The following is a 16,319-nucleotide window of genomic DNA, read 5'->3' as shown; positions in this document are numbered from 1 at the left end:
CCGACGCGTAGCCTGGGAAGCCACTTTACCGGCCCACATTCTCCGCCGCCGCCTGCGGATGCCGCGGATCATGCAGCTCGCCCGACCACCCGCCGCCCAGATCGCCGATCAATGCCGCCGCGTCCAGCAGTCTCTGCTGCTGCACATTCAACGCGCTCTGCTGGTCGTTCAACTGCGTCGCCTGCGCGGTCGCTACCGTGGTGTAATCGACCGTACCCGCCTGATATTCATTCAACGCGATCTCGGTACCGCGAATCGCATCCTGCACGGCGGCATCGAGCACTTGCCCCTGCTGGGCAAGAATGCGCAAGCCCGACAGATCGTTCTCGACATTCTCGAACGCGTTAAGCACCGTGCCCCGATAATTGGCCACCGACGCATCGTAGCTAGCCCGCGCTGCCGCGACCTGGCCGCTGCGCAGGCCGCCGTCGAAAATCGTCTCGCTCGCATTGGCGCCCAGCGACCACACGTAGTTGCTGACGTTCAGCAAACCGGTCAACGGCGACTGCGTAAACCCATCGAGCGCGGACAACGAAATGGTCGGGTAGTAAGCGGAAATCGCCACGCCAATCGATGCATTCGCAGCCGCCATCTGCCGCTCGGCCGTCGCGATATCCGGGCGCCGCTGCAGTATGGTCGACGGCACGCCGGCCGGAATCTCGGGCAGCGTCGGCAGGGCAGTGCTATGCGGAACCACCACCTCTCCGGGGTTCTTGCCAACCAGCACCGCAATCGCATGCTGAAACTGCGCACGCGACACGCCTAATGCAATCAGGCTAGCCTGCGCGCTTTCCAGCTGCGTGCGCGCCGACACCAGGTTCGACGGCGGCACCGTGCCCGCCCGATCCTGCTCGCTCACCACGCGCAAAAACTCGCGAAACGCTTCGACCGTCTTGTTGAGCAGGTCGATATTCGCATCGGTGATGCGCAGATCGATCACCGCGTTCGCCAGCGCAATCTGCTCCGACAAGGTCGCATTCGCCAGCGTCGCTTCACTCGCCTGCGCGGTCGCAGCATTCTCTTCGATCGTGCGGCGCACCTGGCCCCACACGTCGATGGTCCAGCTCGCGCTGCCTTCCAGCGAGCCGCCGTTGTTGATCCGCGCGCCGCTTGCCTGCGGCAGAAACGATGAACTGCCGGAGGTGCTGGTCGGACTGCGCTCGCGCGTCGCCGATCCTTGCACGCCGATGGTCGGAAACAGCCCGGCCCGCGCGATGCGCACTTCGGCCACCGCCTGCTGGTAGTTCGCATAGCTCTGGCGCACCGTCTGGTTCGACACCGCGACCTGCGGTTCCAGTTCGTTGAGCAGCGGATCGTCGAACGCGGTCCACCAGTCGCCTTTCGGGCCGGCCGCGTCGGGCTGTGCCTGGGTCCAGCCCGGCAGCTCGTGCCAGGTGGCCGGCACGGCTACCTGGGGGCGTTGATAGTCGGGGCCGACCATGCAGCCGCTCGTCGTCAACGCGACGAGCGAGACCGCGAGTAGCGTGCGGGTCGTGTTCATCATCGTGCGCTCGTGTCCGGTGCGTCGGGTGAGCCGGGGCTACCCGGTGTTCCCGGCGGGTTCGGGGTGTTCGGAGTGTCGGACCCGCGGTTCCACGGCAGCCGCGCGGACCAGCGCGCCACCTTCGAACGCAGGCGATCGAGATACAGGTAAATCACCGGTGTCGTGTACAGCGTGAACACCTGGCTCAGCAGCAGCCCACCCATCACGGTGACGCCGAGCGGCTGCCGCAGCGAAGCGCCCTGGCCGATACCGATTGCCAGCGGCAGCGCGCCGAGCACGGCGGCCGCGGTGGTCATCATGATCGGGCGCAGACGGACTACCGCCGCTGCATGAATCGCCGAGCGCGCATCCATTTTTTCGGTGCGCTGCAACTGGATCGCGACGTCCACCATCATGATGCCGTTCTTCTTCACGATGCCGATCAGCAGGATGATGCCGATCATCGCGATCACCGAAAACGGCGTGCCGAAGATCAGCAGCGCGAGCGTCGCGCCGATGCCGGCGGACGGCAGCGTCGACAGAATGGTCAGCGGGTGAATCGTGTTTTCGTACAGCACGCCGAGCACGATGTAGACCACCAGCAGCGCTGCCAGCACCAGCAGCGGCACGGTGCTCATCGACTGCGCGTAAGCCTGCGCGGCACCGGCGAACGCGCCGTGCACCGACGCGGGTATGCCGATGTCGCTCGACGCCTTCACGATAGCCGCGTCCGCCGCGCTGAGCGAGCCGCCCGGCGGCAGGTTGAACGAGATCGTGCCCGCTACGAGGCCGCCCTGGTGGTTCACCTGCGTCGCGGTATGGCTGCTGCTCCAGGTCATCATGGTCGACAGCGGCACCATGGTTTCGGCGGCCGTGCTGTCGGCGCTGCCGCTCGAGCTGCCGCCCTTGCTGTTCGAGATGCTGTTGGTTTGCGAGTTCGCTTCGGCATCGGCGTTCAGCGAGTTGGTCGAAGCGGCGCCGCTCGCGGCCGCTGCTATCGCGACCGGCTGTGTGACGCCGCTAACGAGGGCGCGCGACATCTGCGTCTGCTGCGTGCCGCTCGGGTTGCCGGCAGCGGTGCTCAGATAAAGGCCGTTGATCGACTGTGGATGTTGCCAGTACTCGGGCGCGACTTCCATTACAACAAAGTACTGGTTCAGCGGATTGAAGATCGTCGATACCGTACGCTGGCCGAATGCGTCATATAGCACGTTGTCGATCTGGTTCGCCACGAAGCCGTAACGCATCGCGGTGCTGCGGCTGATATTCACGTACGCCTGCAAGCCGTTTTGCTGCAGGTCCGAATTGACGTCGGTGATCTCGGTGCGATGCTTGCCGAGTTCGGCCACCAGCTTCGGCACCCATTTGAACAGCGCATCGGGGTCGTCGCTGGTCAGCGTGTACTGATACTCGGCAGCCGACTGCCGTCCGCCGATGCGCAGATCCTGCTGCGCCTGCAGGAACAGCTGCGCGCCGGACACGCCGCTCAGTTTCGGCCGCAGCCGGTTCACTACCTGCTCCGCCGACAGATGGCGTTGCGCGAGCGGCTTCAGTTCAATGAACACGTTCGCGGTGTTCAGCGCGCGCCCGCCGGTGAAGCCGGCCACCGACTCCACAGCCGGGTCTTTCTGCACGATCGCCTGCAACTGCGCGAGCTTCTTCTGCATCGCATTGAACGAGATGCTCTGGTCCGCGATGATCTGGCCGATCAGAATGCCGGTGTCCTGCTCGGGGAAAAACGTCGCCGACAGGAAACGCAGCAAGAACACGTTGGCCACCAGCAGCGCAATCAGCGACAGGCAGATCAGCAATGCATGGTCGAGCACGCGCTCGAGCGAGCGGCTGTACGCATCGCGAAAGCGGTTGAAGCCGTTGTCGATCCAGCGTGCGATGCGCGCTTTCGGGCGTTCGCTATCTTCGCGACGCAGCACATACGCGCACATCGCCGGCGTGATCGTCAGCGAAATGACCAGCGAGAACAGAATCGCAATGGTCAGCGTGACGGCGAACTCGTGAAACAGCAGGCCGACGATGCCCGGCATCAGCAGGATCGGCAAAAACACGGCGATCAGCGACAGGCTCATCGAGATCACCGTGAAGCCCACTTCGCCGGCGCCGCGGATCGCGGCTTCCTTCGGGTCGAGGCCGGCTTCGATATGGCGCACGATGTTTTCCAGCACCACCACCGCATCGTCGACCACGAAGCCGGTACCGATCGTCAGCGCCATCAGCGATAGATTGTCGATGCTGTAGCCAAGCAGATACATCGGCCCAAAGGTGCCGACAATCGATAGCGGCAGCGCGACCGCTGGAATCAGCGTCGCGCGCGGCGACAGCAGAAACACGAATACCACGCCGACCACCAGCAGCACCGCGAGAAACAGCGTGCGCTCGGTGTCGGCGGTCGACGCGCGAACCGATTCCGAACGGTCGACCGCGACATTCACGTGAATTGCCTTCGGCAGCGCGGCCTCGATCGCGGGCAGACGCGCCTGGATCTGCGCCACCGACTTCACCACATTGCTGCCCGGCAGCGGATAGACGATCACCAGAATCGCGGATTTGCCGTTATACAGGCCCGCGTTGCGGAGGTTCTCGTTGGAGTCGATCACGTTCGCGACGTCGCGCAGGAACACCGGCGCGCCCGCCCGATAAGCGATCACGATGTCGCGATAGGGCGCCGCGTTGCTGATCTGATCGTTCGACAGGATCTCGTAGCGCTGGGCCTGGGTGTCGATGTGGCCTTTGGCGCTGTCCGCGTTGGCGGCGCCGACCGCGGCGCGCACGTCTTCGAGGCCGATGCCGTAGCTATTCAGCTTGCCGGGCTGTAGCTCGACGCGTACCGACGGCAGCGCGCCGCCGCCGAGCGTGATCTGGCCGACACCATCGACCTGCGACAACTGCTGCTGGATCACCGAATCCGCGGAGTCGTACAACTGCGCCTTGGTCAGCGTATCCGACGTCAGCGCGAGCACCATGATCGGCGCGCTGGCCGGGTTGTACTGGCGATAGGTCGGATTGGCGCGCAGGGTAGTGGGCAGGTCCGCGCGGGCCGCCTGGATCGCGGCTTCGACGTCGCGCGCGGCGCCGTTGATATCGTGGTTCAAACCGAACACGACGACGACCATCGACTGGCCGACATAGCTGATCGAGGTCAGCTCGGATACGTCGGCGATCGTGCCCAGGCGCCGCTCGAGCGGTTCCGCGACGGTCGCGGCCATCGTCGCGGGGCTCGCGCCCGCCATCTGCGCCTGTACGACGATCACCGGATAGGCGACGTTCGGCAGCGGCGCGACCGGCAACTGGAAATAGGCCAGAAACCCGGACAGCAGAATTGCGACCGCCAGCAGGCTGGTCGCGACAGGCCGCCGGATAAACAGCGCCGAGATATTCACGGCGCGCTCCGCTCGCCGTTCTGCTGCGCTGCTTCACGGCGTTTGCGCGAGAAGCGCAGCGCGAGGCGATCGAAGAACAGATAGATCACCGGCGTGGTGAACAGCGTCAGGATCTGGCTCAGCGTCAGGCCGCCGATAATCGCGAGACCGAGCGGACGGCGCAGCTCGGAACCGGTGCCGGTGCCGAGCAGCATCGGCAGCGCGCCGAGCATCGCGGCGAGCGTGGTCATCAGGATCGGCCGGAAGCGCAGCAGCGATGCCTCGAAAATCGCGTCGCGCGGCGTCTTGCCGTGCACGCGCTCGGCCTCGAGCGCGAAGTCGACCATCATGATCGCGTTCTTCTTCACGATGCCGATCAGCAGCACGATGCCGATAATGCCGATCACGTCCAGGTCGCTGCCGGCGATCATCAGCGCGAGCAGCGCGCCGATGCCGGCCGACGGCAGCGTCGACAGGATCGTCACCGGGTGGATATAGCTCTCGTACAGCACGCCGAGCACGATATACACGGCAGCGAGCGCCGCGATCAGCAGATACACCTCGCTCGACAGCGAATCTTCGAACGCTTGCGCGGCGCCCTGGAAGGTCGATGTAATCGACGGCGGCAGATTCACCGCGGCCTCGGCGTCGCGGATCGAACGCACCGCGGCGCTCAGCGACGCATCCTTGGCGAGGTTGAACGAGATCGTCACCGACGGGAACTGCGCGAGGTGGCTCTCCACCAGCGGCGTGCGCACGATGCGCAGCTTCGCGATGCCCGACAGCTGCACCTGGCCGGTGCTGCTGGTCTGGCTCGGCAGATACAGGTTGCCGAGGCCCTGCAGGTCCGGCACCGAACCGGGCTTCGCGACCAGAATCACGCGGTACTGGTTCGACTGCTGGAAGATGGTCGACACGATGCGCTGGCCGAGCGCGTCGTACAGCGCGTTGTCGATGGTCGCCGCGGTGATGCCGTAACGCGCGGCCAGCTGCCGGTTCACGTCGACGTAGATGCCTAGGCCGTCGACATTCAGATCGCTGGCCACGTCGGTGATCGACGGGATCTGCTTCATCCGTTCGATCAAGGCCGGCACGTACTGCTGGAACGCTTGCTGATTCGGGCCGCGCAGCACGAAGTTGTACTGGTTCTTGGAGACCGTCGTGTCGAGCGTCAGATCCTGCTCGGGCTGCACGTACAGCCGGATGCCGGCCACCTTGTCGGCTTCCTGCTGGATGCGCCGGCCGATTTCCTCGGCGGACAGCGAGCGGTCGTCGCGCGGGCGCAGGTTGATCAGGAAGCGGCCGTTGTTCAGCGTCGTATTGGTGCCGTCGATGCCGACGTACGAGGTCAGCGACGTCACATCCGGATCTTTCAGGATCGCTTGTGCAAGTTCGTTCTGGCGTTTGACCATCGCCGTGTACGACACCGAGTTGTCGGCCACGCTGATGCCTTGCAGCACGCCCACGTCCTGCACCGGGAACAGGCCTTTCGGGATCACGATGTACAGGATCAACGTGAGCGCGACGGTGCCGAGCGCGACGAACAGCGTCAGCGTCTGATGGTCGAGCACCCATCTGAGCCCGCGTTCGTAGGCGGCGAGCGTCTTGTCGAACAGGCCCTCGCTGATCCGCTCGAAGCGGCTAGGGTGGCGTTCGGCCTGCGCACGCAAGATGCGCGCGCACATCATCGGCACGACGGTCAGCGACACGACCGCCGACAGCACGATGGTCACCGCCAGCGTGATCGCAAACTCGCTGAACAGGCGGCCGATCACACCGCCCATAAACAGCAGCGGAATCAGCACGGCGATCAGCGAGATGGTCAGCGACAGGATCGTAAAGCCGATCTGGCCGGCGCCCTTGAGCGCCGCATCGAGCGGGCTCAGGCCTTCCTCGAGGTAGCGCACGATGTTCTCGATCATCACGATCGAATCGTCCACCACGAAGCCGGTCGCGATGATCAGCGCCATCAGCGACAGGTTGTCGATCGAGTAGTTGAGCTGGTACATCACCGCGAGCGTGCCGATCAGCGAGACCGGCACCGAGATGCTCGGGATCAGCGTGGCCGGCACGTTGCGCAGGAACACGAAGATCACCCCGACCACCAGCACGATCGCGAGAATCAGCTCGAACGCCGCGTCGCGCACCGACGAGCGGATCACACCGGTACTGTCCGCGACCACCGTCACTTTCATGCCGGCCGGCAGCGTCGATTCGAGCTTCGGCAGTTGCTGCATGATCTGGTTCACGGTGCGGATCACGTTCGCGCCGGGCTGGCGCTGCACGTTCAGCACGATCGCCGGCGTGCGGTTGAACCACGCGCCGCGTTCGACGTCCTGCGGCGCCTGGCTCGCGTGCGCGACGTCGCGCAGGTACACCGGCGCGCCGTTCTGATACGCGATCACCGAGTTCATGTAGTCGGCCGGATCGACGATCTGGTCGTTGCCGTTGATCGTGTAGTCGAGCTCGGGACCGTCGAAATTGCCTTTCGGCTGGCTGACGTTGATGTTGGCGAGCAGCGTGCGCAGGTCGTCGATGTTCAGGCCGTAGGCGGCGAGCTTTTGCGGGTCGGCTTCGACGCGCACGGCCGGCACGTTGCCGCCTGAGGTCGCCACCAGCCCGACGCCCTGTACTTCGGAGATCTTGGTGGCGAGCCGGTTGTTCGCGACGTCCTGCAATTGCGTCAGCGACATCGAGGTCGACGTGACCGCGAGCGTCAGGATCGGCTGGTCGGCGGGGTTGACCTTCGCATAGGTCGGCGGCGCGGGCAGGCCGGCCGGCAGGAAGCTGTTCGCCGCGTTGATTGCCTGCTGCACGTTCTGCTGCGCGACATCCAGATTCAGCGACAGGTCGAATTGCAGCGTGATGATCGACGCGCCTTCGGAGCTGTACGAGACCATCTGCTGCAAGCCCGGGATCTCGCCGAGCTGCACTTCGAGCGGGGCGGTGACGGTGGTTGCCATCACGTGCGGACTCGCGCCCGGGTAGAAGGTCTGCACCTGGATCGTCGGATAGTCGACCGACGGCAGCGACGACACCGGCAGGAACTTCATCGCGATCAGGCCGACCAGCACGAGCGCGATCATCAGCAGCGAGGTCGCTACCGGTCGCAGGATAAACAGGCGGGAAAAATTCATCGGCGCGGTGCGGGTCGGCTGGGAGACGGCTTACGAGTCTTGCGCGGCAGCATCGGACGCGGCCGGCACATCGGATGCGGCGGGCGCGGCGGCACCGCTGGCACCGCTCGCGGGGGTCGCCCGCGCGGCGGCCGGCCGGATGTGCGCGCCATCCGACAGGCGGTCCAGGCCGTCGACGACGACCCGCTGGCCCGCGCTCAGGCCCGACGCGATCGCCGTGTACGAGCCGTTGGTCGGTCCGGTCGTCACCTTGTGAACCGATACCGTGTTGTTCGCATTCACGATGTACACGTAGTCGCCCGGCGCGCCTGTCTGCACCGCCGGGGTCGGCACCAGCACCGCGTTCTGCAGCGTGTCGACCAGTAGCGTCACGTTGACGAATTCGTTCGGAAACAGCGCTTCGTCGTCGTTGGGCAGGCTCGCGCGCAGCGTGACGGTGCCGGTGGCGGTCGCCATCTGGTTGTTGATCGTGTAGAGCTGGCCGGTGGCGAGCTTCTTCGAGTTGTCGCTGCTATAGACGGTGACCGGCAGCTTCGCGCCGGTGTTATAGCGGCGCAGCACCTGTTCCAGTGCGTTTTGCGGCACCGTGAATTCGACGGTGGTCGGCTTCATCTGCGTGATCACCGCGATGCCGGGCTGGCTCGATGCGGTCACGTAGTTGCCTGGATCGATCAGCCGCAGCCCGATACGGCCCGAGACCGGCGCGGTGATGTGGCAGTAGACCAGGTCGAGATCGAACTGCGCGATATTCGCGAGGTCGGCCTTCACGGCCGCTTCGCCTTGTTGCACGAGGAACTGCTGGTCGACGTAGGTTTGCTCGGCGATCGACTTGTGCTCGTTCAACTGCGTGAAGCGCGCGAGATCGGCGCGCGCCTGGGCGAGCGACGCCTTGTCTTTGGCGAGTTGCGCCTGCGCCTGCTGCTTGCTGATTTCAAACTGACGCGGATCGATCTGCGCGAGGAACTGGCCTTTCTCGACGTCCTGGCCTTCGCGATAGCCGACCGCGGTCAGGTAGCCGCTCAATTGCGGCAGCACGGTGACAGTGGCAATCGGCGTGATCGTGCCGAGCGCATTGAGCGTTTCGGGCATCGTGCCGAGCGTGGCCGGCGCGACCGTCACCACTTGCGCGGCGGGCGCACGTGCCGGCTTCTTGCTGTGCAGAACATGCAGCACGACGAGTGTGATCAGCACCACCACGACCACGAGCACGATGAACGCGACGAGGCCGAGGCGGCGGGGTTTGTTTTGCGGGGTCGTCACCGTGCTCACACTGACCTCGCAGGTGAGAGTGATGGCCGCTTAAGCCCGCGCGCGAACGCTGTAGTGCATCGGTCGATATCGACCACGTAATCATGTTGCATATACATTCTCATGATTGGTTCTCCGTTGAGAAGGAGCGCCCCGTCCAACCAGGATCGAGAATCAAGTCGAGCTTTCGACGCTGCTTTGCCGTGGATACCTTACGATTTGCTAGCAATTCACGTGGTATCCGTAGTGACCCATCACTTTAACCGGTCGAGTGTGACCGACGCAGAAATTGCGTAACGCGATGTAATGCGACGGTGTGATGCCACTGTGCGATCAGGCGACTCGTGCTGCATTGTCGAAGCGCAAATCATCGTAAGGTCGAAACACCTCGATCACCCAATCGACGAAGGCCCGCATGCGCGCGCTGTCATGCTTCGAGCGCGCGAATACGATGTGCAGCGAGTGCAGCGGCCGCGTCCATTGCGGCAGCAACTGAACCAGATCGCCGCTTGTCAGCCACGGGCGCGCCATAAATGCAAAGGTCTGCCCGATGCCCAGCCCACTGACGAGTGCAGTGAGATGCGCGGTACTTTCATTGACACACACACCGAGGCTATCGTTCGGGTCGATCTGGATGCGCTGCTTGCCATGCTCGTACAACATCGGGAAGACGCGGCCGGTCCGCGACGAAAAGTATCCGGCGAGATCGTGCCCGTCGCGCAACGCGTCAGGGTGTGTCGGCGTGGTGCGTGCGGCAAGATAGGACGCGGACGCGTAAGTCCCCCAATCGAGGCTTGCAATGCGTCTTGCAATCAGCGAAGTGTCGGTGAGTTCGCCTCCCCGGATCACACAATCCACACCATCGCCGATCAAGTCTATCTCGCGGTCGCTTACGCCAAGCTGAAGCTGAATGTCGGGATAGCGTCGCCGGAATTCGGGCAGGTGCGGCAGCAAGATCAGATTGGCCAGCGACGAACCAATGTCGACCCGCAAGCGGCCGCGCGGGCCACCGCGGGCATCGGCGAACAGCGCGTTCATTTCGTCGACGTCGGCGAGGATTCGCGTTGCGCGCTCGTAGCAGGAGCGACCTTCTTCGGTCACGGCCACCTTGCGGGTTGAGCGCTGAAACAGCTTGACCCGCAGATGCGCCTCGAGGTCCTGGATCAGCTTGGTGACGGTTGCTCTCGGCATGTTCAGCGAGTCGGCGGCTTTGCTGAAACCGCCCGATTCGGCGATGCGCACGAACACGCGTAGGGCTAGCAACTGGTCCATCGTCGTTCTCCGTTGCGGCGGGTTTTGCTGCCATTTTTATTATTCACCAGTATAGAAAATCATTTAGCTTCAGGCCAGTTTATTCCGTTGGCGGAAACAACTATCGTTACTCCATCAATTCAATCCTTTGAAGCGGAGTACATGATGAGCAAGCGACTCGAACACAAAATTGCGCTGGTTACCGGCGGCACCAGTGGCATTGGCCTTGCCGCGGCGCAGGATCTGGCGCGCGAGGGCGCGAGGGTGTACGTGAGCGGCCGCCGTCAGGCAGAACTGGACGCCGCGGTGGAAGCAATCGGATACGGTGCGCAAGGCGTGCGGGGCGACGTCACCCGCATGGCGGATCTCGACGCAATGATGCAGCACATCAGCGAGCGCGAAGGACGTCTCGACGTGTTGTTCGCGAATGCCGGCGGCGGCACCATGGCGGCGCTGGGCAACATCACGGAGCAGCATTTCGACGACACCTTCAACCGCAATGTGCGCGCGCTGGTGTTCACGGTTCAGAAGGCGTTGCCGCTGATGCAACGCGGCGCTTCGATCATTCTTGCCGGCTCGATTGCCGGATCGAAGGGGATGCCGGCGTTCAGCATCTATAGCGCGTCGAAGGCGGCGGTGCGCAGCCTTGCGCGTGGTTGGGTGATGGATCTGAAGGACCGGGGGATCCGCGTGAATGTGGTGAGCCCGGGTTCGACGAGGACCGTCGGGCTCGCGGAACTTGGCGGAGAAACGAAGGAAGGGCAGGACGGGCTGCTGGCCTATCTGGCTTCGATCATCCCGATGGGCCGACTCGCGCAGCCTGAGGAAATTGCCAGGGTCGTCACGTTCCTCGCTTCCGACGATTCGAGCTTTATCGACGGCACGGAGATCTTTGCGGACGGTGCGCAGGCGCAGGTTTGACGTGCGTGCGGTGAATCAGAAAGCCCGCTGTGGGCTTTCGTCGTCGCGTCGTGGCCTTTGCCCATCGACCATGTGAATCATGCAGGCACGTGCGCAGGCGGTTGTGTCTTACGAGGCCGACCGCCTTTCTTGCCGTTTTCACGCGCCGCAGCTGCCTTCGCTTCCGATTTCGCTGAACCCATCCCGCGGGCGTGTTCTGCCATCCATGCGCGGTTGCCGAGGATGTGTCTCATGAACGCCGGCGCGTAAAGCGATACGTCGATCTTTGGCCAGTCGATGTATCGCCCGTCCGGCGAGACTTCGATCTTTGCAAGTTGGGCTGCAGTTGCAGGCGTCTGCAGCGTCGCGAGATCCTGAATCAGTGCGATTGGTGCAGTCACCGTTACGCCACTGTCATACGTGACCTCGATCCGGCTCGTCGCGCGAAGGTAGCGGGCACCTGTGACGCGCGGGCCGAGCTCCTGTTCCGCTTTGGTCGCTTTGTCCAGGCTGCGCTTAGTAATTGCCATTGTCTTTTCTCCAGGCGGCGCAAAGCCGCTTGATTTCCGGCGTGATCGCCCGCGCAAGTTTCCTGACCATGTCGTCGGCGATTCCCCAACGCTCGCGCACTTCAAGGGGACCGCTCGTCTTGCAGTTATGGATGAATACGACGGTGCCATCTGGCTCGCGGACGTGAATGTGCGCGGGCCGATGGTCGTTCCGGTAGATGTAGACCCGGTATCCGTGTGTCTCAAAAAGCTTGGCATGCGAGTGAGATGATAACCTAACGTTCGGTTTATGGCTATGCATCGTCCCAACGCTTCCGCCGCAGGGCGATGCGCATTTTGTGAGTTAGAAAGTGTAATGTAAGATTAGGAAATGTAGCTTCTCTTACGAGCGTTTTTTTCGCAAACTGGGTCTCAGCTTGCCGCCTGGGTGTGACGCGCCGCGTTGTCGCGGGGTGCGTCGCGCCGGGCGCGATCCGATCGACCCACCTACGCGAACCCGCCATGCACTTGCCTCCCTTCAAGCTCGAACGCTACTTTGCGCGTCACGAATTCACTGCCCAATATCTGCTGTGCAGTTCCGATCCAGAGGCGATGACGGTCGACGAACTGCTCGCCTATGAGCCCGACGCGAAGGAGGGCTTCGGTCAGACGTGGCTCGGCTACACCGAATATCCTGGCGCGCCGGCGCTGCGGGAAGCACTCGCGAAGCAGCTCTACACGGCCACACAAGCCGACCAGATCGTCGTTCACACCGGCGCGCAGGAAGCGATCTTCTCGTTCATGAACACGATGTTCAACGCGGGCGACCACCTGATCGTGCATATGCCCGGCTACCAGTCGCACTATTCGGTGGCGAGCGCACTCGGCATTGCCGTCACGCCGTGGATGGCGCGCGAGGCGCAAGGGTGGTCGCTCGATATCGAAGAACTGGAAACGCTGCTGCGCCCCGAAACGAAGGCGCTGGTGATCTGCTTTCCGCACAACCCGACCGGCTTTCTGCCGACCCGCGCGCAGTTCGACGCGATCGTCGAGTTTGCGCGGCGCCACGGGCTGATCCTGTTCAGCGACGAGGTCTATCGCGGCCTCGAACTCGATCCGGCGCAGCGCCTGCCTGCGGCGTGCGATATCTATGAAAGGGCGGTGTCGCTCGGCGCGCTGTCGAAGTCGCATGGCCTCGCGGGTTTGCGCGTCGGCTGGATCGCGACGCAAGACCGCGACGTGCTCGAGCGCATCAGCGTGTTCAAGGATTTTCTGACGATCAGCAATAGCGCGCCGAGCGAATATCTGGCGGCCATCGCCGTGCGTCACACCGACGCGTTGACGCGCCGCGCGACCGACATCACGCGGGCCAATCTCGTGCTACTGGATGAGTTCTTCGCGCGGCATGCAAAGCGCTTCGAATGGCGCAGACCGATTGCCGGAACCATTGGCTTTCCGCGCCTGAAGAGCGATGACGCTTACGATTTTTGCGAACGCCTGCTGGCCCAAACCGGCGTGCTGCTGTTGCCGAGCACGCTGCTCGACTACGGCAACCGCAATTTCCGGATTGGTTTCGGTCGCAGAAACCTGTCGCAGATCCTGCCGATTGTGGATGCCTGGCTAGGCAGCGTCCAAGGCCATGCGCAATAAGGTGGGCTAGGGCTGCCGCAGGCAATACTGCGCGATCGCTTCGATCACCGCGTCGTCTTCGCCGACCGGCGTCGCGCAGCGAATCTCGACATCGGGATGAGCCGCGCGGCATGTGTCGACGATGATGGGCAAGTCCTTGCGGATATGCCCACCTTGCCCGAAAAACACCGGCACGACGGTCACCGATGTGCAACCGTCAGCCACCTGCGCGGCTACGGCGCCCGGCAGATCCGGCGACATCAACTCGAGAAAGGCCAGCGTGACAGGGCCGCCGTCGCTACCGCGCAATTCGCGCAGCCGCCCGGCGAGCCGTTCGAACGGCTCGGCCCAACGCGCATCGCGCGCGCCGTGTGCAAACAGCACGATTCCCTGGGTTGCCATCGTCGATCTCCGCAACGCGCCGCCCGCAGCCGGCCAGTACGCCGGCGCCGGCTCAATGCCGGTTAGTGCCGCTCAATGCCGGTCGACCCACTTCAGCCCGCCCAGCCCCAGCACCAGATAAACCAGCGCGGGCGTGGCCGCCGTCAGCGGCGCCGGCCACGTATTCAGATTGCCGATGTGCGAGAACAGCGTATTGAACAACTGGAAGCTCATGCCGAGCATGATGCCGCCGAACACCTTGACACCCACCACGCCGGCACGCGTATGCAGATACGCAAACGGCAGCGACAGCACCAGCATCACGAACACCGCGAACGGGTAGAGCAGCTTGCGCCACAGCGCGATTTCATAGCGCTGCGTGTCCTGGTGGTTCTCGGTCAAATGCTGGATATAGCGGAACAGATTGAACATCGACATCCGGTCGGGCGACACCAGCAGCACCGACAGAATCTGCGGCGTCAGTTCCGAGCGCAGCGAGTATTCGGGCAACGTGACCTGCTGCGCGCGGTACACCGGGTTCAGCGCATCGGTCGGCTTGGCGCCGGCCGGCACCACGTCGATCAGCTGCGTATCGGTGACGTCGGTCAGCTTCCAGTGGCCGGGCGGCTGATAGACACCTGACTTCGCGATGCGCACGTTGGAGAGCCGGAACTTCGAGTCGAATTCGTAGATGCGCACATTGCTGATCGTCGCATCCGGCTTCAGTTCGCCGACGTTGACGAAGCGCGTGACCTGCTCGCCGTCGGCGCGCGCGGTCAGCGTATCTTTCACCCACACGCCCGATTCGAAGTTGCTCGATACCGACGAGCCGAGCGCCTCGAGCCGCACGCGTTCGGACAACTGGTCGGTATAAGGCCCGACCACTTCGCCGATCAGATACGTGAGGATCACCAGCGGAATGCCGATTTTCAGCAGCGAGCGCAGTGCCTGATTGGTCGCGAGACCCGACACGCGGAAAATCGTGTATTCGGAGTTCGCGGCCATCTGCGCGAACACGTAGATCGAGCTGATCAGCGCCGCCACCGGAATGATTTCGTAGAAGCGCGACGGTGTCTGCAACGCGACGCGCAGCACCGCATAGCTGAACTTGTAGTTGCCGTGGCCGACCGAATTCAGTTCGTTGATCAGGTCGAAGAAGAAAAACAGCCCCGAAAACGCGAACAGAATAAAGATGAAGGTCAGATACACCTGGCGCGCGAAGTACTTCTCGTAGATCCGCATCGGTCAGGCTCCCTGCGACGACGAAGGCGTGGGCGTGCCGCGCCGGCTGAACATCGCGCGCGTGAACAGCGGCCGGTTGCGCACCCGCAGCCAGAAAATGAATACGACGATCAGCGCGACCAGGATATGCAGCCCGACCAGCCCCACCGGGAACGACATCTTGCCTTGCTGGATCCACGATTGCACGACGTTCAGCACGTTCGAATAGGTCAGATAGATCAGCACGGCCATCACCAGGTTGATCGTGCGGCTGCGGCGCGGGTTCTGGTACGCGAGCGGAATGGCCAGCAGCATCAGGTTGATGCCGATCAGCGGCAGGCCGGCGCGCCACGCGAATTCGGCGAGGTTGTCTCGGGTCGGGTTGCGCAGCAGTTCGATGGTCGGCGTGCCGGTGGTAGTGGGGGTATTGACCACCGGCTGGCTCTGGATCTTCACGCCGTAGCGTTCGAATTCCATGATGCGAAAATCGGGATGGCCGGGCTCGCCGTCGTAGCGCCGGCCGTTTTCGAGCACCACGAAGCGGTCGCCGTTCTTCTGCGTCTCGGTGTGGCCGTTCTTCGACACCACCACGTTCACCTTGCCGTTCTCGGTGCTGGTGACGAACACGTTCTCGACGTGCGACTGGTCGGGCGACATCTTCTCGATGAAGAACACGCGGTGGCTGACCGTCGATTCGCGGAACTGCCCCGGGGCCAGCAGCGACACCTCGTCGCGTTGCTGGAAGCGCGCGCGGATCAGCTTGTTCTGCTGGTTCGACCACGGCCAGCCGACGAACACGAAGAACGCGATCAGGATGATGATCGGTGTGGAGAACACCGCGATCGGCTTGATGAACTGCGTGAGACTGACGCCCGACGACAGCCACACCACCATTTCCGAATCGCGGTACCAGCGTGTGAGGACGAACAGGATCGACACGAACAGCGTGGCGACCAGCATGATCGCGAGATAGCCGATCACGGTCAGGCCGATCAGCACCAGCACGTCGCGCGGATCGATCTCGCCGGACGCGGCGAAGCCGACGATGCGGATCATCATCGTGGTCAGCACGAGCGTCAGCAGGACCATGAACACGGCACCAGCCGTGTACGCCAGTTCACGCTGGAGGGAGCGTTCAAAAATCATTGTTGATGAGAAGAAGGCGCGCTTTCTGCGGCGCCGTATGCGTTGTACGTGCCTCGATGCG

The 16,319-nt window shown here is 63.4% G+C and carries 12 protein-coding genes; 2 read left to right on the top strand and 10 right to left on the bottom strand.

Going from position 1 to position 16,319, the window contains the following annotated elements; genetic code table 11:
• Nucleotides 1-25: 25 nt before the first annotated feature.
• From ACYVNQ_RS34505 to ACYVNQ_RS34485, 5 genes are all read right to left on the bottom strand, one after another.
• On the bottom strand, nt 26-1,501 hold the full coding sequence (locus tag ACYVNQ_RS34505; RefSeq protein WP_460911215.1) for an efflux transporter outer membrane subunit: 1,476 nt from the start codon (nt 1,499-1,501) through the stop codon (nt 26-28).
• The gene (locus ACYVNQ_RS34500; RefSeq protein WP_460909598.1) at nt 1,501-4,878 is read right to left on the bottom strand and encodes an efflux RND transporter permease subunit; all 3,378 of its coding nucleotides are present in this window, start codon (nt 4,876-4,878) and stop codon (nt 1,501-1,503) included. Before ACYVNQ_RS34500 ends, ACYVNQ_RS34505 begins: the two co-directional genes overlap by 1 nt.
• The gene (locus ACYVNQ_RS34495; RefSeq protein ID WP_460909596.1) at nt 4,875-7,994 is read right to left on the bottom strand and encodes an efflux RND transporter permease subunit; all 3,120 of its coding nucleotides are present in this window, start codon (nt 7,992-7,994) and stop codon (nt 4,875-4,877) included. Before ACYVNQ_RS34495 ends, ACYVNQ_RS34500 begins: the two co-directional genes overlap by 4 nt.
• 30 nt (nt 7,995-8,024) lie before the next feature.
• Nucleotides 8,025-9,263, bottom strand: coding sequence for an efflux RND transporter periplasmic adaptor subunit (locus ACYVNQ_RS34490; RefSeq protein ID WP_460909594.1), 1,239 nt, complete (start codon nt 9,261-9,263; stop codon nt 8,025-8,027).
• Nucleotides 9,264-9,575: 312 nt separating this feature from the next.
• A complete protein-coding gene (locus ACYVNQ_RS34485; protein WP_460909592.1) occupies nt 9,576-10,514 on the bottom strand; it encodes a LysR substrate-binding domain-containing protein in 939 nt (312 codons plus the stop codon).
• 144 nt (nt 10,515-10,658) lie between these two features.
• Between ACYVNQ_RS34485 and ACYVNQ_RS34480 the strand changes: the two genes are divergently transcribed.
• Nucleotides 10,659-11,414, top strand: coding sequence for an SDR family NAD(P)-dependent oxidoreductase (locus ACYVNQ_RS34480; protein WP_460911213.1), 756 nt, complete (start codon nt 10,659-10,661; stop codon nt 11,412-11,414).
• A gap of 77 nt (nt 11,415-11,491) precedes the next feature.
• On the opposite strand, the gene ACYVNQ_RS34475 is transcribed toward ACYVNQ_RS34480, so the two are convergent.
• Together ACYVNQ_RS34475 and ACYVNQ_RS34470 are read right to left on the bottom strand one after the other, a co-directional pair.
• On the bottom strand, nt 11,492-11,923 hold the full coding sequence (locus ACYVNQ_RS34475; protein ID WP_460909590.1) for a DUF2442 domain-containing protein: 432 nt from the start codon (nt 11,921-11,923) through the stop codon (nt 11,492-11,494).
• On the bottom strand, nt 11,910-12,203 hold the full coding sequence (locus ACYVNQ_RS34470; RefSeq protein ID WP_460909588.1) for a DUF4160 domain-containing protein: 294 nt from the start codon (nt 12,201-12,203) through the stop codon (nt 11,910-11,912). Before ACYVNQ_RS34470 ends, ACYVNQ_RS34475 begins: the two co-directional genes overlap by 14 nt.
• A gap of 200 nt (nt 12,204-12,403) precedes the next feature.
• Here ACYVNQ_RS34470 and ACYVNQ_RS34465 point away from each other — a divergent pair, with 200 nt between their 5' ends.
• Nucleotides 12,404-13,531 carry an aminotransferase class I/II-fold pyridoxal phosphate-dependent enzyme gene (locus ACYVNQ_RS34465; protein WP_460909586.1) on the top strand — a complete coding sequence of 376 codons (1,128 nt, stop codon included), beginning with the start codon at nt 12,404-12,406 and terminating at the stop codon, nt 13,529-13,531.
• 6 nt (nt 13,532-13,537) lie between these two features.
• Here ACYVNQ_RS34465 and ACYVNQ_RS34460 read toward each other — a convergent pair whose 3' ends face one another.
• The 3 genes from ACYVNQ_RS34460 to lptF form a co-directional block, all read right to left on the bottom strand.
• Nucleotides 13,538-13,912 (bottom strand): sirohydrochlorin chelatase, encoded by a 375-nt coding sequence (locus tag ACYVNQ_RS34460; RefSeq protein WP_460909584.1) that lies wholly within the window; start codon nt 13,910-13,912, stop codon nt 13,538-13,540.
• 72 nt (nt 13,913-13,984) lie between these two features.
• On the bottom strand, nt 13,985-15,133 hold the full coding sequence (gene lptG / locus ACYVNQ_RS34455; RefSeq protein WP_460909582.1) for an LPS export ABC transporter permease LptG: 1,149 nt from the start codon (nt 15,131-15,133) through the stop codon (nt 13,985-13,987).
• Nucleotides 15,134-15,136: 3 nt separating this feature from the next.
• Nucleotides 15,137-16,258 carry an LPS export ABC transporter permease LptF gene (gene lptF, locus ACYVNQ_RS34450; protein WP_460909580.1) on the bottom strand — a complete coding sequence of 374 codons (1,122 nt, stop codon included), beginning with the start codon at nt 16,256-16,258 and terminating at the stop codon, nt 15,137-15,139.
• Between the last annotated feature and the right edge of the window lie 61 nt (nt 16,259-16,319).

It is taken from the genome of Paraburkholderia jirisanensis (assembly GCF_054782355.1).
Note: the sequence above shows the minus strand (reverse complement) of the source record. Positions and strands in the feature narration are given on the sequence as shown.

Coding starts and splice junctions, on each gene's coding strand:
- lptF (WP_460909580.1), bottom strand. CDS start 16,258: ATGATTTTTGAACGCTCCCTCCAGCGTGAACTGGCGTACACGGCTGGT.
- lptG (WP_460909582.1), bottom strand. CDS start 15,133: ATGCGGATCTACGAGAAGTACTTCGCGCGCCAGGTGTATCTGACCTTC.
- ACYVNQ_RS34475 (WP_460909590.1), bottom strand. CDS start 11,923: ATGGCAATTACTAAGCGCAGCCTGGACAAAGCGACCAAAGCGGAACAG.
- ACYVNQ_RS34505 (WP_460911215.1), bottom strand. CDS start 1,501: ATGAACACGACCCGCACGCTACTCGCGGTCTCGCTCGTCGCGTTGACG.
- ACYVNQ_RS34495 (WP_460909596.1), bottom strand. CDS start 7,994: ATGAATTTTTCCCGCCTGTTTATCCTGCGACCGGTAGCGACCTCGCTG.
- ACYVNQ_RS34480 (WP_460911213.1), top strand. CDS start 10,659: ATGAGCAAGCGACTCGAACACAAAATTGCGCTGGTTACCGGCGGCACC.
- ACYVNQ_RS34470 (WP_460909588.1), bottom strand. CDS start 12,203: ATGCATAGCCATAAACCGAACGTTAGGTTATCATCTCACTCGCATGCC.
- ACYVNQ_RS34485 (WP_460909592.1), bottom strand. CDS start 10,514: ATGGACCAGTTGCTAGCCCTACGCGTGTTCGTGCGCATCGCCGAATCG.
- ACYVNQ_RS34465 (WP_460909586.1), top strand. CDS start 12,404: ATGCACTTGCCTCCCTTCAAGCTCGAACGCTACTTTGCGCGTCACGAA.
- ACYVNQ_RS34460 (WP_460909584.1), bottom strand. CDS start 13,912: ATGGCAACCCAGGGAATCGTGCTGTTTGCACACGGCGCGCGCGATGCG.